The organism is Streptomyces agglomeratus (assembly GCF_001746415.1).
Classification (GTDB): domain Bacteria; phylum Actinomycetota; class Actinomycetes; order Streptomycetales; family Streptomycetaceae; genus Streptomyces; species Streptomyces agglomeratus.
Genome location: NZ_MEHJ01000001.1, coordinates 4686677 through 4704667 on the forward strand (window position 1 = coordinate 4686677; position 17991 = coordinate 4704667).

The following is a 17991-nucleotide window of genomic DNA, read 5'->3' on the forward strand; positions in this document are numbered from 1 at the left end:
GAAAGCCGAACGCGCGGGTGACCCAGGGCGCCGGCAGCCGGGGAAGGCCGTACCGTCAGCTCTTCCTGTGACCTATGAGACGGGGCTTGGCCTCCAGGTTCTCCAGGCCGTGCCAGCACAGGTTCACCAGGTGCGCCGCGACCTCCGCCTTCTTCGGCTTGCGGACGTCCAGCCACCACTGGCCCGTCAGCGCGACCATGCCCACCAGGGCCTGCGCGTACAGCGGGGCCAGCTTCGGATCGAAGCCCCGGGCCTTGAACTCCAGGCCCAGGATGTCCTCGACCTGGGTGGCGATGTCGCTGATCAGCGACGCGAACGAGCCCGTGGACTGGGCCACCGGCGAGTCGCGGACCAGGATGCGGAAACCGTCCGTGTACGTCTCGATGTAGTCGAGCAGCGCGAACGCGGCCTGTTCCAGCAGCTCACGCGGGTGGCCCGCGGTCAGCGCGCCGGTGACCATGTCGAGCAGACGGCGCATCTCCCGGTCGACCACCACGGCGTACAGGCCCTCCTTGCCGCCGAAGTGCTCGTACACGACCGGCTTGGAGACGCCGGCCTTCGCGGCGATCTCCTCGACCGACGTGCCCTCGAAACCCTTCTCGGCGAAGAGGGTGCGGCCGATGTCCAGCAGCTGTTCGCGGCGTTCCTTGCCCGTCATGCGGACGCGTCGGGCCCGCCGGCTCGGAGTGGGCCTGCTCTTCTCGCTGTTCGTACTGCTGCCGTCGATCGCCACGTCACCCATCATGCCGCTTCGGAGGGCTCACTCTTGCGCCGGGAGTCGATCCGGTCCGCGCTCGGCCACCGGACGTCGTACGCCCAGCCGGCCTTCTCGCACCACCGGATCAGGCGGGCGCTGGAGTCGATCTGGCCCCTCATGACACCGTGCCGCGCCGACGTCGGGTCGGCGTGGTGCAGGTTGTGCCAGGACTCACCGCAGGACAGCACGGCCAGCCACCAGACGTTGCCGGACTTGTCACGCGACTTGAACGGACGCTTGCCCACCGCGTGACAGATCGAGTTGATCGACCACGTGACGTGGTGCAGCAGGGCCACCCGCACCAGCGAGCCCCAGAAGAACGCCGTGAACGCGCCCCACCACGACATCGTGACCAGGCCGCCCACCAGCGGCGGGATCGCCAGCGACAGGATCGTCCAGTACGCGAAGTCGCGGGAGATGCGGCGCAGGGCCGGGTCCTTGATCAGATCCGGGGCGTACTTCTCCTGCGAGGTCTGCTCCTCGTCGAACATCCATGCGATGTGTGCCCACCACAGGCCCTTCATCAGGGCCGGCAGGGTCTCCCCGAACCGCCAGGGGGAGTGGGGGTCCCCCTCGGCGTCCGAGAACTTGTGATGCTTGCGGTGGTCCGCGACCCAGCGGACCAGCGGCCCCTCGACCGCCATCGAACCCATGACCGCCAGAGCGATGCGCAGCGGGCGCTTCGCCTTGAAGGACCCGTGGGTGAAGTAGCGGTGGAAGCCGATCGTGATGCCGTGGCACCCGAGGTAGTACATGAAGACCATCAGGCCCAGGTCGAGCCAGCTCACACCCCAGCCCCAGGCCAGCGGCACAGCCGCCAGCAGCGCGAGGAAGGGGACGGTGATGAACAGGAGAAGCGCGAGCTGCTCGATGGTGCGCTTGGACTCCCCGCCGCGGGTCGCGGAGGGGGCCGAGGTATCGTCGCCCGCCTCGCGGGCGTCAGCGAGCACGTCGGAACGAGTGGTCATGGGGTCCCCTGTGGGGTGAGGGAAGTGTCGGAAGCTCTTGCCGTGAAAGCTTTGGCTACGGATGCGTAACCTACGGCGTCGTAAGTATGGCAGCGCTTTGCCCGGCGGCAAGAGGCCGCGGGGATCGGGTTCGACCGCGCCGCATATCCTGGGTGACGTCGGACAGCGTGGTCCACAAAACCTCCAGACGTGCTGAAACACTGCAAGGAGCCGCACCTGTGAGCAGTGCCGACCAGAACTCCAACACCAGCGCGGAGCTGCGTGCCGACATCCGCCGCCTCGGCGACCTGCTGGGCGAGACGCTCGTACGGCAGGAAGGCCCCGAACTCCTCGAGCTGGTCGAGCGGGTGCGCGCCCTGACGCGTACCGACGGCGAAGCCGCCGCCGAGCTGCTCGGCGACACCGACCTGGAGACCGCCGCCAGGCTGGTGCGCGCCTTCTCCACGTATTTCCATCTTGCCAACGTCACCGAACAGGTGCACCGCGGCCGTGAAATGCGGGCGAAGCGCGCCGAAGAGGGCGGACTTCTCGCCCGAACGGCGGACAGGCTCAAGGACGCCGACCCCGCGCACCTGCGCCACACCGTCAAGAACCTCAACGTCAGGCCCGTCTTCACGGCGCACCCGACCGAGGCCGCGCGCCGGTCCGTACTGAACAAGCTCCGGCGCATCGCCGAGCTCCTGGAAACCCCGGTGATCGCCTCCGACCGGCGCAGGCACGACCTCCGTCTGGCCGAATCGATCGACCTCATCTGGCAGACGGACGAGCTGCGCGTCGTACGCCCCGAACCGGCCGACGAGGCGCGCAACGCCATCTACTACCTCGACGAGCTGCACGCCGGCGCCGTCGGCGACGTCCTGGAAGACCTCGCCGCCGAGCTGGAGCGCGTCGGCGTCGAGCTGCCCGCCGGCACCCGGCCGCTCACCTTCGGCACCTGGATCGGCGGCGACCGCGACGGCAACCCGAACGTGACACCGGCCGTGACGTGGGACGTGCTGATCCTCCAGCACGAGCACGGCATCACCGACGCCCTCCAGCTCGTCGACGAACTGCGCGGCCAGCTGTCGAACTCCATCCGCTACACCGGCGTCACCGAGGAGCTGCTGGCCTCCCTCCAGGCCGACCTGGAGCGGCTGCCCATCAGCCCCCGCTACAAGCGCCTGAACGCCGAGGAGCCCTACCGGCTCAAGGCCACCTGCATCCGGCAGAAGCTCGTCAACACCCGCGAGCGCCTCGCCAAGGGCACCGCCCACCAGCCCGGCATCGACTACCTCGGCACCGGCGAGCTGATCGACGACCTCGCGCTGATCCAGACGTCGCTGCGCAAGCACCGCGGCGGCCTCTTCGCCGACGGCCGCATGGACCGCACGATCCGCACCCTCGCGGCGTTCGGCCTCCAGCTCGCCACCATGGACGTACGCGAGCACGCCGACGCGCACCACCACGCCCTCGGGCAGCTCTTCGACCGCCTCGGCGAGGAGTCCTGGCGGTACGCCGACATGCCGCGCGACTACCGCCAGAAGCTCCTCGCCAAGGAACTGCGCTCGCGGCGCCCGCTGGCCCCACCCCCGCGCCCCTGGACGCGGCCGGGGAGAAGACGCTCGGCGTCTTCACCACCATCAGGCAGGCGCTGGAGCGCTTCGGGCCCGAGGTCATCGAGTCGTACATCATCTCGATGTGCCAGGGCGCCGACGACGTCTTCGCCGCCTCCGTACTGGCCCGCGAGGCCGGTCTGATCGACCTCCACGCAGGCTGGGCGAAGATCGGCATCGTGCCGCTGCTGGAGACCACGGACGAGCTGCGCGCGGCCGACGTCATCCTCGACGAGATGCTCGCCGACCCCTCGTACCGGCGACTCGTGTCCCTGCGCGGCGACGTGCAGGAAGTCATGCTCGGCTACTCCGACTCCTCCAAGTTCGGCGGCATCACCACCAGCCAGTGGGAGATCCACCGCGCCCAGCGCCGCCTGCGTGACGTCGCGCACCGGTACGGCGTACGCCTGCGTCTCTTCCACGGCCGCGGCGGCACCGTCGGCCGCGGCGGCGGCCCCTCGCACGACGCGATCCTCGCCCAGCCGTGGGGCACGCTGGAGGGCGAGATCAAGGTGACCGAGCAGGGCGAGGTCATCTCCGACAAGTACCTCGTACCGTCCCTGGCCAGGGAGAACCTGGAGCTGACGGTCGCCGCCACCCTCCAGGCGTCCGCGCTGCACACCTCGCCGCGCCAGTCCGACGAGGCGCTCGCACGCTGGGACGCGGCGATGGACACCGTGTCCGAGGCCGCCCACACGGCGTACCGCAAGCTCGTCGAGGACCCGGACCTCCCGGCGTACTTCTTCGCAGCCACCCCCGTCGACCAGCTCGCCGACCTGCACCTGGGCTCGCGCCCCTCGCGCCGCCCCGACAGCGGCGCCGGCCTCGACGGCCTGCGCGCCATCCCGTGGGTCTTCGGCTGGACCCAGTCACGGCAGATCGTGCCCGGCTGGTTCGGCGTCGGCTCCGGCCTGAAGGCGCTGCGCGAGGCGGGCCTGGACACGGTCCTGGACGAGATGCACGAGCAGTGGCACTTCTTCCGGAACTTCCTCTCCAACGTCGAGATGACGCTGGCGAAGACCGACCTGCGCATCGCCCAGCACTACGTCGACACGCTCGTCCCGGACGACCTCAAGCACGTCTTCGAGACGATCCGCGCCGAGCACGAGCTGACGGTGGCGGAGGTCCTGCGGATCACCGGCGAGGAGCAGCTCCTCGGCTCCAGCCCGGTGCTCCACCAGACGTTCGCCATCCGCGACGCCTACCTGGACCCGATCTCCTACCTCCAGGTCTCGCTGCTGGCCCGCCAGCGGGCGGCGGCCGAGCGGGGCGAGGAGCCGGACCCGCTGCTGGCGAGGGCGCTGCTGCTCACGGTCAACGGTGTGGCGGCCGGCCTGCGCAACACAGGCTGACCCTCCCGGCCACGGCCGACCCGCTGCCCCGCGCCTCCCCGGCGCGGGGCAGCGGCGTTTCCCCGCCAGGATTCCGAGGGCGCACGCTCCGCCGCGCGGTGGCCGCCGCCGCTACAGGGCCAGGAAGGCCCCGCCCAGCAGCGCTCCGCCCGTCAGCGCCGCGCCCCACGCCAGGCGGGTCATCCGCAGGCCGCCAGCGACCACCAGGGCCGCCAGCAGCAGGGACCCGCCCAACGGGGCCCAGGCGTGGAGGATGCCCGGGGCTCCGGCGCGTACCGCTTCGGTCGTGCCCGGCTTCAGGACGACCGGGATCCGCACACCCTTCTTCGCGGCGACCGACTTGTCGATCGTCACGCGCGGATGGCGGGCCGTAGGGCCGTCGGGCACATACGGACCGGTGCACGTCCCGGAGCCGCACGCCGCGACCGTCATCGTCCCGTGCTCGCGCCCCTTGGCGAGCATGACGTGCTGGGCGGCGCCCCAGGAGGAACGGACGCCCGCGACGAGCAGCAGCACGGCGATGCCGGCCATCGCCGCTCGTCGGGCGTACAGGAGGGCTTGGGTCCGCTTCGAGGCCATGGATCGCGATCCTTGGCCATCTGACCGCGCTCGGTCAACCTGTGGCCGAGGCGACGGCCCGGATCGTTACGCGTTGTACGCGCTCTGAGCCCGCTCCAGCCCCTCAGTCACCAGGCACTCCACCGCGTCCGCCGCCCGGTCCACGAACCAGTCCAGCTCCTTGCGCTCCGTCGAGGAGAAGTCCTTCAGCACGAAGTCCGCCACCTGCATACGCCCCGGCGGCCGCCCGATCCCGCACCGCACCCGGTGGTAGTCGGGACCCATCGACTTCGTCATCGACTTGAGGCCATTGTGGCCGTTGTCGCCGCCGCCGAGCTTCACGCGCAACGTCCCGTAATCGATGTCCAGCTCGTCGTGGACCGCCACGATGTTCGCCGTCGGCACCTTGTAGAAGTCACGCAGCGCCGTCACCGGGCCGCCCGACAGATTCATGTACGACTGGGGCTTGGCCAGCACCACACGCCGGTTCGCCGGCCCCGGCGCCCCCATACGGCCCTCGACCACCTGGGCACGGGCCTTGTGCGCCTTGAACTTCGCCCGCATGCGCTCCGCGAGCAGGTCCACGACCATGAAGCCGACGTTGTGCCGGTTGGCCGCGTAATCAGGACCCGGATTGCCCAGACCCACGATCAGCCAGGGCTCGGCTGCGTCCGTCATCTGCATGTCTCCTTCATACGCCGGATCCCGTCCCGGTTCCTTGCCGGTTCACACGCCAGCCGCCGCCCCGCGCACGAAGGCGCGGAACGGCGGCTGGACGGTGAGCAGTGCGCTGAGCGGCGAGGCTCAGGCCTCGCCACCCTCGGACTCACCCTCGGCCGGGGCCTCCTCGGCCTGCGGGGCCAGAACCTGGATCACGATGGCGTCCGGGTCGGTGACCAGCGTCGTGCCCTCGGGCAGCGGAATGTCCTTCGCGTGGATCGAGACACCGGCCTCGAGGCCCGCGATGGAGACCGTGACGGACTCGGGGATGTGCGTGGCCTCGGTCTCGACCGACAGCGTGTTCAGCACGTTCTCGAGCAGGTTGCCGCCCGGGGCCAGCTCGCCCTCGGTGTGGACCGCGACCTCGACCGTGACCTTCTCGCCGAGCTTGACGGCCAGCAGGTCGACGTGGGTGATGTTGCGCTTGATGGCGTGACGCTGAATGGCCTTGGGGATGACCAGCTCGGTCTTGCCGTCGACGTCCAGGCTCAGCAGGGCGTTGCTGGTCTTGAGCGCCATCATCAGCTCGTGACCCGGCAGCGTGACGTGTACGGGGTCGGCGCCGTGGCCGTAGATGACGCCGGGAACCTTGTTGGCACGGCGGGTCTGACGGGCAGCACCCTTGCCGAACTCGGTGCGGACTTCAGCGGCGATCTTGATCTCAGCCATGATGCACTCCTCGCGGGTGACGAAAAACGGATGGGTCACCCGGCCACGAAACGGCCTGCTACGAAGAGCGCGTCGATAACGGATGCGCCGTACTGCATGAGTACGGCCTCCCTCGCCGAGCAACTCAGGGAGTCTACCCGGCGGGAAGGCCGTATCAGAAATCGATCTACGGAGCGGTCCGCACCGCTACGACTGCTCCTCGAAGAGGCTCGTGACCGAACCGTCCTCGAACACCTCACGCACCGCGCGCGCGATCGTCGGCGCCATCGACAGCACCGTGATCTTGTCGAGCTCCAGTTCGCCCGGGGTCGGCAGCGTGTTCGTCAGAACGAACTCGCTGACCTTGGAGTTCTTCAACCGGTCCGCCGCCGGACCCGAGAGAATGCCGTGCGTCGCGGTGACGATGACATCCTCCGCGCCGTTCGCGAACAGCGCCTCCGCGGCGGCGCAGATCGTGCCACCCGTGTCGATCATGTCGTCGACCAGGACACACACACGGCCCTTGACCTCACCCACGACCTCGTGGACGGTCACCTGGTTCGCCACATCCTTGTCGCGGCGCTTGTGGACGATCGCCAGCGGCGCGTCCAGACGGTCGCACCAGCGGTCGGCGACACGCACACGGCCGGCGTCCGGAGAAACGATCGTCAGCTTCGAACGGTCGACCTTCGCGCCGACGTAGTCCGCCAGCACCGGCAGCGCCGACAGGTGGTCCACCGGACCGTCGAAGAAGCCCTGGATCTGGTCCGTGTGCAGGTCGACCGTCAGAATGCGGTCGGCACCCGCCGTCTTCAGCAGGTCCGCGATCAGACGGGCCGAAATCGGCTCACGGCCACGGTGCTTCTTGTCCTGGCGGGCATAGCCGTACGACGGGATGATCACGGTGATGCTCCGCGCGGAAGCCCGCTTCAGAGCGTCGATCATGATCAGCTGCTCCATGATCCACTTGTTGATCGGAGCCGTGTGGCTCTGGATCAGGAAGCAGTCCGCGCCGCGCGCCGACTCCTGGAAGCGGACGTAGATCTCACCGTTGGCGAAGTCGAAAGCCTTCGTCGGCACGAGGCCGACACCCAACTGGTGCGCGACCTCCTCGGCCAGCTCGGGGTGGGCGCGGCCGGAGAAGAGCATCATCTTCTTCTCGCCGGTCGTCTTGATCCCGGTCACAGCACTGTCTCCTCGGACGTGAATCATTGCTGCTGCGCCCGCACGCCTAAGAAACGCATACGAGCCAGCCGAATTGTGTGCGCCTATCACGGTACGCCGTCAGTGACGCACCTGATTCCGGTCAGCTTTCGCCTTCGGCCCCATCAGCCGCCGACTGAGCCGCCTGCGCGGCAGCGCTTCCCGGACGCTTACGAGCCACCCAACCCTCGATATTCCTTTGCTGCCCACGGGCGACAGCGAGGGAACCGGGCGGCACATCCTTGGTGATCACGGAGCCGGCCGCGGTGTACGCGCCGTCCCCGACCGTGACAGGAGCCACAAACATGTTGTCCGAACCCGTCCGGCAGTGCGAACCGATCGTCGTGTGGTGCTTCGACTCACCGTCGTAGTTCACGAACACGCTCGCGGCGCCGATGTTCGTGTACTCGCCGATGGTCGCGTCACCGACGTACGACAGATGCGGCACCTTCGTGCCCTCGCCCACAACGGCGTTCTTCATCTCGACGTACGCACCGGCCTTGGTCTTCGCACCGAGCTTCGTACCGGGCCGCAGATACGTGTACGGGCCCACACTCGCCCCCGCACCGATCTCTGCACGCTCGGCGACCGTGTTGTCCACCCGGGCACCCGCACCGACCGCCGTGTCCGCCAGCCGCGAATTCGGACCGACCTCGCACCCCTCACCGAGATGCGTCGCACCGAGCAACTGCGTACCCGGATGCACCACCGCGTCCTGATCGAACGTCACCGAAACGTCGACGAACGTCGAAGCCGGATCGACGACCGTCACACCGCCGAGCATCGCCCGCTCCAGCAGCCGCGCGTTGAGCAGCCTGCGCGCCTCCGCCAGCTGCACGCGGTTGTTGATCCCCAGGATCTCCCGATGATCGGCGGCGACCGCCGCACCCACCCGGTGACCGGCCTCGCGCAGGATCCCCAGCACATCGGTGAGGTACTCCTCACCCTGACTGTTGTCCGTACGGACCTTCCCCAGCGCGTCGGCCAGCAGCTGCCCGTCGAACGCGAACACACCCGAATTGATCTCACTGATCGCCCGCTGAGCGGCCGTCGCGTCCTTGTGCTCGACGATCGCGGTGACAGAGCCACTGTCCCGGTCCCGCACGATCCGCCCGTACCCCGTCGAATCCGGAACCTCGGCCGTCAGCACGGTGCACGCGTTGCCGTCGGCGGCGTGCGTCCGCGCCAGACGGGCCAGCGTGTCACCGGTCAGCAGCGGAGTGTCGCCACACACGACGACCACAGTCCCCTCGATCCCGCCGCCGAGCTGCTCCAGCCCCATACGGACGGCGTGACCGGTGCCCTTCTGCTGCTCCTGTACGGCCGTACGGGCCTCGGCGTCGATCTCCCCGAGGTGCGCGGCGACCTGCTCACGGGCGTGGCCGACGACCACGACCAGGTGCTCGGGGTCCAGCTCGCGCGAGGCGGCGACGACATGTCCGACGAGCGAGCGCCCGCTGATCTCGTGCAGGACCTTGGGAGTGGCCGACTTCATGCGGGTGCCCTCACCCGCTGCGAGGACGACGACGGCGGCCGGGCGGTTGGCGCTCACGGTGATGCCCTTCGGCTTCGGGTGGTGGACACCCGCAGGATACCGGGGCGTGTCATGTCCGAAACGCGCGCGGGTCCTGACCTGTGTGGTCAGGACCCGCGCGTAGGTGCTCCCCTGCCAGGACTTGAACCCGGACTTAAGGCACCAAAAGCCTCAGTGCTGCCAATTACACCACAGGGGAACGAACCGAACGAACCGGACATTTGGTCAGGTCGCTCGATCGGCACCCAACACTATGCCGTACCAGGCCCCCTCCATGCGACGGTAGAGGTCGGCGCTTTTCGAGACGTAGATGATCAGGCATCCCCGGTATGCGTCGGCAATGTTCTTTCGTGTGGTTTTCGGTAGGTGCTTCTTGAGTGTCGCGCCCTGGAAGTCCGTGACGCCGACGCCAGTCAGGTCGGCCCAGAACCGCTCGGCGTCGCGGACATCGGCGGACTCGTGGATGCTTACGCGAAAGCGCATGCGGTCACGCGTGACCCCGAGCATTTCGAGCCAGCGCAGGTACACCCGGATTACGTTCGGGTCGCTGTTGATGAACTGGAGAACTTCCGATCGGCGGTACTCCTTGTCCTTGGTCCCCTCGGCCCAGTAGAGGCTGACGCCGAGCAGGAACAACTCCCGATCCGAGATCGCGCCGATTTCGTCGCGAGCCGCACGCTTCGTCTCCTGACGCTTCTGTTCTTCGGCTGCGCGTCGGCGGGCGAGACCCGCGTTCATGAGGGCGTGACGCTCTTCGTCCGTGTAGCGGGGCTCCGGCTTGGGGAGATCTCGCACCCAGAGCGAGATGGAACTCTTCGAGCAGCCCAACTCCGCTTGGATCTGGTCGTACGTCAGCCCCTGCAGACGCAGATCTTGCGCCTTCGCTCGCAGGTCGTCCTTGGCGTTCGGGCGCCTGGTCCACTCCGGAGCGGGCTCGCCGTTCACCAATCGCTGCAGGATGTCGTTGTTGTAGACCTTCAGGCGATCGCGAATCTGGCGCAGACTGAGGCCCTCCCGACGAAGGGCGACGGCCTGCTCGCGGAGGCGTTCGAAGTCGGCGTACTTGCCGAGGATTTCCGTCATGCGAGCAGCCTTGTCCGGTATGTGGACTCGCGGGTCGAAAGTACGGTCGATTCAACAGTTCGTGTGGACAACGCGTGTTTCGCTCGCGTGCGGCCGCTTCCGCGCTCGTCCGGTCTCCGGATATTGGGTGGCGGGCGCCCGTAGGGTGGATGGCATGACCGTAACGGGGGCAGATCAGGACGCCACGGGCATGACCGCCCGGCGCTACTGGTGGTGGGACAGGCGGCGCAGTGTCGTCCTGGATGTGGGGCTGGCGCTGGTATCGGCGTTCGAATGTGCGTTGGAGGGTGTGAGGTTCGCGGGGGACGCGGGGCTGCCGGTCCCGCTCGGGGTGGTGTTCGGGCTGGTCGCGGGGTCCGTGCTGGTACTGCGCCGGCGGTGGCCGATCGCGGTCGTGCTGGTGTCGATCGCCGTGACGCCGGCCGAGATGGCCTTCCTGATGGGCATCGTGTCGCTGTACACGCTGGCCGCGTCGGAGGTGCCGCGCCGGATCATCACGGTGCTGGCGGGGATGTCTCTGGCCGGGACGCTGATCGTGACGTTCGTACGGACCCAGCAGGACGTGGCGAACGCGACGGACGGCGATTACCGGCCGAGTCCCTGGTACGTGCCGCTGGTGTCGCTCTTCCTGTCGCTCGGGCTGACCGGGCCGCCGGTGCTGTACGGGCTCTATATAGGGGCGCGGCGGCGGTTGATGGAGAGCTTGCGGGAGCGCGCGGATTCGCTGGAGCGGGAGCTGTCGCTGCTGGCGGACCGGGCGGAGGAGCGGGCCGAGTGGGCGCGTACCGAGGAGCGGACGCGGATCGCGCGGGATATGCACGATGTGGTCGCGCACCGGGTGAGTCTGATGGTGGTGCACGCGGCGGCGCTCCAGGCGGTGGCGTTGAAGGACCCGGCCAAGGCGGTCAGGAACGCGGCGCTGGTCGGGGACATGGGGCGGCAGGCGCTGACGGAGTTGCGGGAGATGCTGGGGGTGCTGCGTTCGGGGACGCGCGGGGTCGGGGGCGAGGGCGGTGGCGTCGGGGGTTCCGCTGGCGGCGGTCGGTGCGGCCGCTGCGGCTGTGGCTGCCGCCGAGGCGGAGGACGGGCCGTGCCTGGCCGATCTTGAGGCGCTGGTGGGGCAGTCGCGGCAGGCGGGGATGGTGGTGGAGTTCTCGGTGGAGGGCGACCCGGTGGACTGCGGGGCGCTGGTGGAGCAGACGGCGTACCGCGTGGTGCAGGAAGCGCTGACGAACGTGCACAAGCATGCGGCGGGGGCGAAGACGTGGGTGCGGCTCGCGCACCGTGGCTCGGAGGTCGCGATGCAGGTGGAGAACGGGCCGTCGGATGCCGGGACGGCTGACGCGGGGTTGCCGAGCGGCGGGAACGGGCTGGTGGGGATGCGGGAGCGGGTGACGGCGCTGGGGGGTGTCTTCGTGTCCGGCCCGACGGACGCGGGCGGCTTCCGCGTTTCGGCGGTACTCCCGGCCCGTCCGCGCGGGAAGTAGCCGGCCGCGCGCGTTCGGCTCCGCTTTCGGCCGCGGCGTGGTGATGGCGGTGTGGCGCGGTGCCGGAGGGGGCGGGAGGGGTGGTCCCCGCAGGGCGTTGAGCGCGGGCCACGCCGCCCCGATCGCGGTGCCGCACGTTTGACGTGCGAGGAGACGCCCCGGCGCGGCACCGACCTCGTAGCTCCCGCGAATGGGCCCGGTGCGGCACCGGGCCATGGCCCCAGAACCGCCCCGGCGCGGTCCTAGGCCGGGGTCAGCCGGCTGGGCTGGGTGCCGGTGACCAGGGTGGACAGGGCCTGGTCGAGGTCCGGGCCCAGGTACCAGTCGCCCGTGTGGTCCAGGCTGTAGACGCGGCCCTCCACGTCGATCGCGAGTACCGCCTGGCCGTCGTCCCCGTCGCTGCCGAGTTCGGTGCCGAGCGGCGCCACCTCCGTGCCGAGGGCCCGGCCGAGGTCGGCGAGCGTACGGGCGTGGTGGAGGCCGCTGAGCGGGTCGAAACGTACGGGCGTCGGAGCGATCTGCCGTCCGGGGCCGGGGGGCGCGACGAGCAGGCCGCCGAATTCGGCCCACGCCTCGACCGCGGCGGGGAAGACGCTGTGCCGGTGGCCTGCGGGTGAGCTGTGCGCGCGCAGGGTGTCCGCCCAGTGCTCCGCCTGCCGTATGTCCCAGCGCCCCGGTTGCCAGCCGGCCGCGCGCAGGGCGGCGTCCACTGCCACCGGGAAGCGGGTGGTGCTGGTGGCGGGGCTGGGGCGGGGGTGCGGGGAGGGGCTCGGGGTGGGGTTGGGGACCGGCATCGGCTGCGGGTCAGCCCTTCTCGGTAGTGGTCGTGGTCGGTTCTACGGCGCGTACGCCGAAGTGGGCGAGCATCGGTGTGCAGGAACGGCACGGGGGCGCGTAGCTGCCGTGCAGCGGGTCTCCGTCCTCGCGGATGCGGCGCGCCGTGAGCTTGGAGTGCTTGAGGGAGCGGCGGGCCTCGCCCGTGGTGAGGGGTTTGCGGGAGGCGCGTCTGGAGCGTGATCCCTCGGCGGCGGCGATGTGCCGGGACAGCAGGATCGCTTCCGGGCAGCGTCCGGTGAAGCGTTCGCGCTGGCTGCTGCCGAGGGTGTCGAGGAAGTCCTGGACGAGTGGGTGCAGTGCGGGGGGCTGGTCGCCCCGGCCGGCGGTGCAGGTGAGTGTGTCGGCGCCGCGTACGGAGAGGGCGGCGGCGACGGTCGGGAGGATGCCGTCGCGGCGGTGGCTGAGCGCGGGCGCACGGGTGGGCTCGTCGCTGCTCCAGCTGAGGCGCGGGTCGCCGGCCGTGGCCGTCGTTGCCGCCGCCGTCGTGGTTGTCACTGTCGTGGCCGTGCCCGTCGGTGTCGTCGTAGCGGCTGTCTGTGCAGTGTGCATGGTGGTGCTCCCCTCCCGTGCCCGCGACGGTAGCCGCTGGTGTGCACGCCCCCGCGTTGCTGGGACAGCCTGCCAAATGTGTCCACCGGTACGGAAGCTGGGTCGGTGAATCGTGTACATGTGTCGCCGGGTGGTGACGCCGGTGTGACGGTTCGTTACGCAAGGCGAGGGGCGGGACCGGCTGTTGCCCCAGCGCATAGGCTGTGCGAACCAGCCAGACGCAGCAGGGGGCATCCGCCATGACGACAGGTCGGCTCGGGCAGCAAGCCGCGCCACCGAACGCGGCCTACGCCGGGCAGCTCGTGCATTTCCCGGACCCGGTCCGGGCTTCCCGCCACCCGCAGGGTGTGCGTGTGGACGAAGCGGGGTTTCCGGTTTTCACGCCGTACGCGCGTGCCGCCGCGGAGATCGCCGAGCCTCCTGAGGGCTTCGGTGTCGACGAACTGCGGCTCACGGACTACGTGTCCGCGAACGCGGCGCTGGCGGCCGCGGGGCACGACCTGTGGGACACCATTCCGGCGGTCGCGACCCCGCACGGCTGGACGTGGCACCACGTGGCGAACACCCGGCGCATGGAACTCGTACCCGTAGAGGTGAAGGCGCTGTTGCGCCACCACGGCGGGTTGACGACGGCCGCCGTCGATCAGGACAAGCGGGGTACGCGCCCGCTCCAGGAGACGCGGCCGGCTCATTTCGGGCTGCCGAAGGGCTCCGTGTCGGTGAGTGAGCAGCAGATCCTGGGCGTGGAGGAGGACCTCGGCTACCGGCTTCCGGGTGCTTACCGGTCGTTCCTGAAGGCGGCGGGCGGCTGCGCGCCGGTGGGTGCGGCGCTTGACGCGGAGCTGGGGCTGCTGGTCGACCAGCCGTTCTTCACGGTGCGGGACGAGGCCGCGGTGAACGACCTGGTGTACGTCAACAAGTGCCTGCGCGATCACATGACCAAGGACTACCTGGGTGTCGCTTTCGTGCAGGGCGGGCTGCTGGCCGTGAAGGTCAGGGGCGAGGCGGTGGGGTCGGTGTGGTTCGTCGCGTACGACGACGCGCGGGACCGTGACGGCTGGACGGTGCACGAGCGTGTGGAGCGGCTGCTGCTGCCCTGCGGTGAGGACTTCGACGCCTTTCTCCAGCGGCTGGCGGGCAATCCGCCGGAGCTGGAGACCGTGGCGAACCTGATGGTCGACGGTGGCTTCGCGCGTGCCGTCCCGGTTTCGGACGAGGGGTGACGGTCCGGTGGTGACCTTCGCGCAGGCGCAGGAGCGCGCGGAAGAGTGGGTCAACGGGGACGTGCCCGTGCCGTCGCACCGTGAGGTGCGGGTGCGCGAGTTCGAACTCGGCTTCGTGGTCTGGGCGGAGGACCGGGTGGACGGTCCCGCTTCGGACGGCGGGCGTCAGCGTCTCGTCATCGCGCGGGACAGTGGTGAGGCCACGCTGTGGCCCGGGTTGCCGGTGGGCGAGGTGATCCGCCGGTACGAGGAGGAGTACGGGACGCCGGACACGTCATCGGCGCCGGACGCGGGGCCGGCCCCGGCGCAGCGCGTGGATCTGGAGCAGACGTCGTTCCTGTTGACGCCACCGGAGTGGCTCCAGGAGGCGGCGGACACCATGGGTATTCCGGACCGCCGGAGGGTGGGGGCGGAGTCGGGCGCCGGTGGGAACGGCGGTGCGGACGCGGGGTCGGACCCGCCCCCGGCGGGTGCTGCCGCTTCTCCGGCGGCGGCGGACGGTGACTGGCCTCTGGCCGGGGCCACGGGCGCTTCGGGTGCTTCGGTCACGGGTGGTTCCGGCGGTGGCGTCAACGGGCCGCAGGCCGGGGAGGGTTCGCCCTCGGTGGGTGGCCACTGGGCCGACGCGGTGGGCGCGGGAGCGCCTTCGCCTTCCGCGGGCACTGCCGGTGGCGGTGTCAACGTGCCCGGAGCGGGGGCGGGTTCGCCTTCGGCGGGTGGTGGCGTGGCGGGCGCCGGTGACGACGCCGGTGACCGGGGGCCGCAGGACCGTGCCGGGTCGCCGTCCGCCGGTGACGGCTGGAGCGGTGCCGGTTCGGCCGCGGGGGCGGAAGCTGGGGCGGCGCCGGTAGTGAGAACGCCTCACAGGCCGAGCGCGGGTCCGGGGGTACTGCCTGGCCCGACGCGGGCCACGGCGCGTACGAGCCGACCGCTTCCGACGGCGTTCCGGCCGTGCCCCTCGGGGCGACTCCGTGGGCCGGGACCGACACCAACTCGGCCGGTTCCGACGACGCGTCCGTCCCGTTGCCGGCGACGGTGTTCGCTCCGCCGCTCTCCGGGTCCGACGAGGACGACGTTCCGCCGCCGGGTGTGCCGCCGGAGGCCAGGACGGCGCTGATGTCGGGCGGCAGTCGGCTGCCCTCGACGACGGTGGCCCCCGTGCTTCCCGGTGATGCCCGGCAGCCGTCCGAGGCGCCGGACCGCCCGGGCGGGTTCCGGCCCGGTGCCGGGGACATCTCCGATGCGGCGACCAGCAAGGCCGCCGTGCCGCGCGGTGAGCGGGGGAGCGGTTCGACGCCTCCGCCGCCGCCCGGCGCCCCCGGTACGCCGGGGGGCGGCCCGGTGCGGTTCCGCCGTCCCCGTCGGGGCCGGGTGCGCCGGGTGTCCCGGCGGGCGGGTACGTACCGACTCAGCTCGTTTCGGCGCTGGGTCCCGACGGGCCGCAGCCGCCCGGTCCGCCGGCCCCGCCCGGTCCGCCGGCGTCGCCTCCCGGTGGCGGTGTGCACCATGCGGCGACGATGTTCGCCGACCCGAGCCAGGGCGGTGGCATGCCCGGTGCGCCGCAGCTTCCCGGCCCGCCCGGCCCGCCCGGTGCTCCGGGTCAGCCGGCTCCGCCCGGGCGTCCCGGCGTTCCTGGTGCGCAGAACCCGCCGCCGGGCGGCGGCGTACATCACGCGGCGACGATGTTCGCGGACCCCAGCCAGGGCGGTGGCATGCCCGGTGCCCCGCAGCCTCCCGGCCCGCCCGGTCCTCCCGGTGCGCCGCAGCCTCCCGGCCCGCCCGGTCCTCCCGGCATGCCCGGCGCCCCGCAGCCTCCCGGTCCTCCCGGTGGCGGTGTGCACCATGCGGAGACCATGCTGGCCGGTCCCGGGCCGGTCGGTCCGCCGCCCGGTGCGCCGCAGCCCCCCGGCCCTCCCGGGCCGCCGGGAATGCCGCCCGGCGCCGTGCCGATGCCGCACGCCCCGCAGCCGCAGGGGCCGGCGTACGGCTACCCGCAGCCCCGGCCCAGCGGGCTGCCGACGGTCGGTCCCGGCTACCAGGCCGTACTGCGCTACCGGGCCCAGGACGGCAGCGAGCAGCAGCTCATCCGCCGCTCCGCGCCCGGTACTCCGCACCCGGAGTGGCAGATCCTGCACGAGTTGCGCGCGATGAACGTGCCGCCGCAGCAGGTGCTGGAGCTGCACACGGAGCTGGAGTCGTGCGAGCTGCCGGGCGGTTACTGCGCCCGCATGATCCGCGAGACCTGGCCGCAGGTGCGGATCACGAGTGTGGCGCCGTACGGGAAGGACCATGCCAGCCGCCAGCAGGGCATGCGGCATCTCCTCACCCACCAGGGCGAGTTGCATCAGGTCGCGGACGGTCCGGCGCGCCCCGCGCCGGTGCGGGTGCCGCTGCCGGCCCCGGGGCAGCTGATGCAGGCGCCGCCGATCCCGCCGGAGGGCGTCGCGCACGAGCTGATGGGGGCCTTCGGTCCGCAGGGCGTCTTCCGCTTCGACCAGGCGGCGGTGTCGCGGCAGGGTGTTCCGGAGATCGTGGCGCGCACGCTCGTGTGGGCCGGACTGCCCGTCGATTTTGGGCCGTTCTTCTGGGCGCAGGCGGTGCCGGGTCAGCCGGTGCCGACGCTCGCGGAGCTCGCGGCGCAGCGCGGTGTGCAGCCGGCTTCGGACGCGGGTTCGTACCTCGTGATGGGCAGCGACTTCGGCCGGGCGATCTGTGTGCAGTACGGCACGGCGAACATCGTGGCCGTACCGGTGGAGGCGGGCCCCGGTGGTCAGCCCGTGCCGCCGCAGTTCGTCAATACCGGGCTGCCGGAGTTCACCCGTTCGCTGGCGCTGCTCGGTCATATGTGGCGGCTGCGCTTCGGCCTGACGCCGGAGCAGGCCGGGCGCTGGACGGTCGACTTCCAGGCGCAGCTGGCCGCGCTGGACCCCGCGGCGCTCGCGTCGCCGGAGAGCTGGTGGTCGGTGCTGCTGGAGCAGATGTGGGACGGCCTGCTCTGACGGCCTGAAGGAGTGGCCCGAACGGGCAGTCGTCGGGGCGTTCGACCTGCGGTACGGGTCGGGCGCCCCGATCGTGCTCGTATGACGCGTCGCCGTACGAGCCGGCTCGAACGGATCGCGTTGCTGGTACTGGTTCTGCTGGTCCTGGTAGCGGGGTACGGCGCGGGCCTGTACCTCTGGGCCGGATCGAAGCTCAGGACGACGGACGCGTTCGCCCGGTACGAGGGCAGGCCGGCGGACGGCAGGGAACCGGCTGGCTGCTGATCGGCTCCGGCAGCCGCTCGTCGCTCACTCCACCTCCGCGTAGTGGTCCAGGCGCAGCCCGGTCGCCTGCTCAACGGTGCGCGTCAGCAGCTTCGCCCCGCCCACCGCGGGCGAGCCGTTGATCGCCGGGCTGGGTGATGTGGTCGCGTGGGACGGGCCGGCGGCCGAAAAGCTCTTTCCCGCGCTGCGCGACGACGCCGCGATTCCGGCTTCTGAC

General features: G+C 70.8%; 12 protein-coding genes, 1 tRNA gene and 4 pseudogenes. 5 read left to right on the forward strand and 12 right to left on the reverse strand.

Features of this window, described 5'->3' with window-relative positions; all coding sequences use genetic code 11:
* Positions 1-55 precede the first annotated feature (55 nt).
* Together AS594_RS20440 and AS594_RS20445 are read right to left on the reverse strand one after the other, a co-directional pair.
* The gene (locus tag AS594_RS20440) at positions 56-745 is read right to left on the reverse strand and encodes a TetR/AcrR family transcriptional regulator (protein ID WP_069928410.1); all 690 of its coding nucleotides are present in this window, start codon (positions 743-745) and stop codon (positions 56-58) included.
* The gene (locus tag AS594_RS20445; protein WP_069928411.1) at positions 742-1725 is read right to left on the reverse strand and encodes an acyl-CoA desaturase; all 984 of its coding nucleotides are present in this window, start codon (positions 1723-1725) and stop codon (positions 742-744) included. The genes AS594_RS20440 and AS594_RS20445 overlap by 4 nt, the downstream gene beginning before the upstream one ends.
* Before the next feature lie 218 nt (positions 1726-1943).
* Between AS594_RS20445 and ppc the strand changes: the two are divergent.
* Positions 1944-4669: pseudogene (gene ppc, locus AS594_RS20450) on the forward strand (phosphoenolpyruvate carboxylase).
* A 111-nt stretch (positions 4670-4780) separates the two neighbouring features.
* Here the strand turns inward: ppc and AS594_RS20455 are convergent.
* From AS594_RS20455 to AS594_RS20485, 7 genes are all read right to left on the reverse strand, one after another.
* A complete protein-coding gene (locus AS594_RS20455) occupies positions 4781-5248 on the reverse strand; it encodes a hypothetical protein (protein WP_069932401.1) in 468 nt (155 codons plus the stop codon).
* 66 nt (positions 5249-5314) lie between these two features.
* Complete coding sequence (gene pth / locus AS594_RS20460; protein WP_069930648.1) at positions 5315-5905, reverse strand: aminoacyl-tRNA hydrolase; 591 nt, start codon at positions 5903-5905, stop codon at positions 5315-5317.
* A 126-nt stretch (positions 5906-6031) separates the two neighbouring features.
* Complete coding sequence (locus AS594_RS20465; protein ID WP_069928414.1) at positions 6032-6616, reverse strand: 50S ribosomal protein L25/general stress protein Ctc; 585 nt, start codon at positions 6614-6616, stop codon at positions 6032-6034.
* Between the two features lie 186 nt (positions 6617-6802).
* Positions 6803-7780 carry a ribose-phosphate diphosphokinase gene (locus AS594_RS20470; protein ID WP_069928415.1) on the reverse strand — a complete coding sequence of 326 codons (978 nt, stop codon included), beginning with the start codon at positions 7778-7780 and terminating at the stop codon, positions 6803-6805.
* Positions 7781-7901: 121 nt separating this feature from the next.
* Positions 7902-9350, reverse strand: coding sequence for a bifunctional UDP-N-acetylglucosamine diphosphorylase/glucosamine-1-phosphate N-acetyltransferase GlmU (glmU, locus tag AS594_RS20475; RefSeq protein ID WP_069935191.1), 1449 nt, complete (start codon positions 9348-9350; stop codon positions 7902-7904).
* A gap of 109 nt (positions 9351-9459) precedes the next feature.
* A tRNA-Gln gene (locus AS594_RS20480) sits at positions 9460-9531 on the reverse strand.
* 26 nt (positions 9532-9557) lie between these two features.
* Positions 9558-10415, reverse strand: a complete 858-nt coding sequence (locus AS594_RS20485; RefSeq protein WP_069935192.1) for a helix-turn-helix domain-containing protein — start codon at positions 10413-10415, stop codon at positions 9558-9560.
* A 154-nt stretch (positions 10416-10569) separates the two neighbouring features.
* On the opposite strand from AS594_RS20485, the pseudogene AS594_RS20490 reads away from it, so the two are divergent.
* Positions 10570-11902, forward strand: a pseudogene (locus tag AS594_RS20490) (sensor histidine kinase).
* A 242-nt stretch (positions 11903-12144) separates the two neighbouring features.
* Here AS594_RS20490 and AS594_RS20495 read toward each other — a convergent pair.
* Together AS594_RS20495 and AS594_RS20500 are read right to left on the reverse strand one after the other, a co-directional pair.
* Positions 12145-12696, reverse strand: a complete 552-nt coding sequence (locus tag AS594_RS20495) for an SUKH-3 domain-containing protein (protein WP_069928419.1) — start codon at positions 12694-12696, stop codon at positions 12145-12147.
* Between the two features lie 10 nt (positions 12697-12706).
* Positions 12707-13288: a YwqJ-related putative deaminase gene (locus AS594_RS20500; protein WP_079144495.1), complete on the reverse strand. Its 582-nt coding sequence runs from the start codon at positions 13286-13288 to the stop codon at positions 12707-12709.
* A 239-nt stretch (positions 13289-13527) separates the two neighbouring features.
* Here AS594_RS20500 and AS594_RS20505 point away from each other — a divergent pair, with 239 nt between their 5' ends.
* The 3 genes and pseudogenes from AS594_RS20505 (at position 13528) to AS594_RS20520 (ending at position 17774) form a co-directional block, all read left to right on the forward strand.
* A complete protein-coding gene (locus tag AS594_RS20505) occupies positions 13528-14511 on the forward strand; it encodes an SMI1/KNR4 family protein (protein WP_069928421.1) in 984 nt (327 codons plus the stop codon).
* A 7-nt stretch (positions 14512-14518) separates the two neighbouring features.
* Positions 14519-17510: pseudogene (locus tag AS594_RS47575) on the forward strand (SUKH-4 family immunity protein).
* Between the two features lie 81 nt (positions 17511-17591).
* The gene (locus AS594_RS20520) at positions 17592-17774 is read left to right on the forward strand and encodes a hypothetical protein (protein ID WP_069932396.1); all 183 of its coding nucleotides are present in this window, start codon (positions 17592-17594) and stop codon (positions 17772-17774) included.
* 27 nt (positions 17775-17801) lie between these two features.
* On the opposite strand, the pseudogene AS594_RS43055 reads toward AS594_RS20520, so the two are convergent.
* A pseudogene (locus AS594_RS43055) lies at positions 17802-17897 on the reverse strand (LCP family protein); the annotation flags it as partial.
* Between the last annotated feature and the right edge of the window lie 94 nt (positions 17898-17991).

What these genes read in the sequence shown, in the direction of transcription:
- AS594_RS20500 (WP_079144495.1), bottom strand. Translation starts at nt 13,288, where the DNA reads ATGCACACTGCACAGACAGCCGCTACGACGACACCGACGGGCACGGCC.
- AS594_RS20465 (WP_069928414.1), bottom strand. Translation starts at nt 6,616, where the DNA reads ATGGCTGAGATCAAGATCGCCGCTGAAGTCCGCACCGAGTTCGGCAAG.
- AS594_RS20520 (WP_069932396.1), top strand. Translation starts at nt 17,592, where the DNA reads ATGACGCGTCGCCGTACGAGCCGGCTCGAACGGATCGCGTTGCTGGTA.
- AS594_RS20495 (WP_069928419.1), bottom strand. Translation starts at nt 12,696, where the DNA reads ATGCCGGTCCCCAACCCCACCCCGAGCCCCTCCCCGCACCCCCGCCCC.
- AS594_RS20485 (WP_069935192.1), bottom strand. Translation starts at nt 10,415, where the DNA reads ATGACGGAAATCCTCGGCAAGTACGCCGACTTCGAACGCCTCCGCGAG.
- AS594_RS20455 (WP_069932401.1), bottom strand. Translation starts at nt 5,248, where the DNA reads ATGGCCTCGAAGCGGACCCAAGCCCTCCTGTACGCCCGACGAGCGGCG.
- AS594_RS20440 (WP_069928410.1), bottom strand. Translation starts at nt 745, where the DNA reads ATGATGGGTGACGTGGCGATCGACGGCAGCAGTACGAACAGCGAGAAG.
- AS594_RS20445 (WP_069928411.1), bottom strand. Translation starts at nt 1,725, where the DNA reads ATGACCACTCGTTCCGACGTGCTCGCTGACGCCCGCGAGGCGGGCGAC.
- AS594_RS20505 (WP_069928421.1), top strand. Translation starts at nt 13,528, where the DNA reads ATGACGACAGGTCGGCTCGGGCAGCAAGCCGCGCCACCGAACGCGGCC.
- pth (WP_069930648.1), bottom strand. Translation starts at nt 5,905, where the DNA reads ATGACGGACGCAGCCGAGCCCTGGCTGATCGTGGGTCTGGGCAATCCG.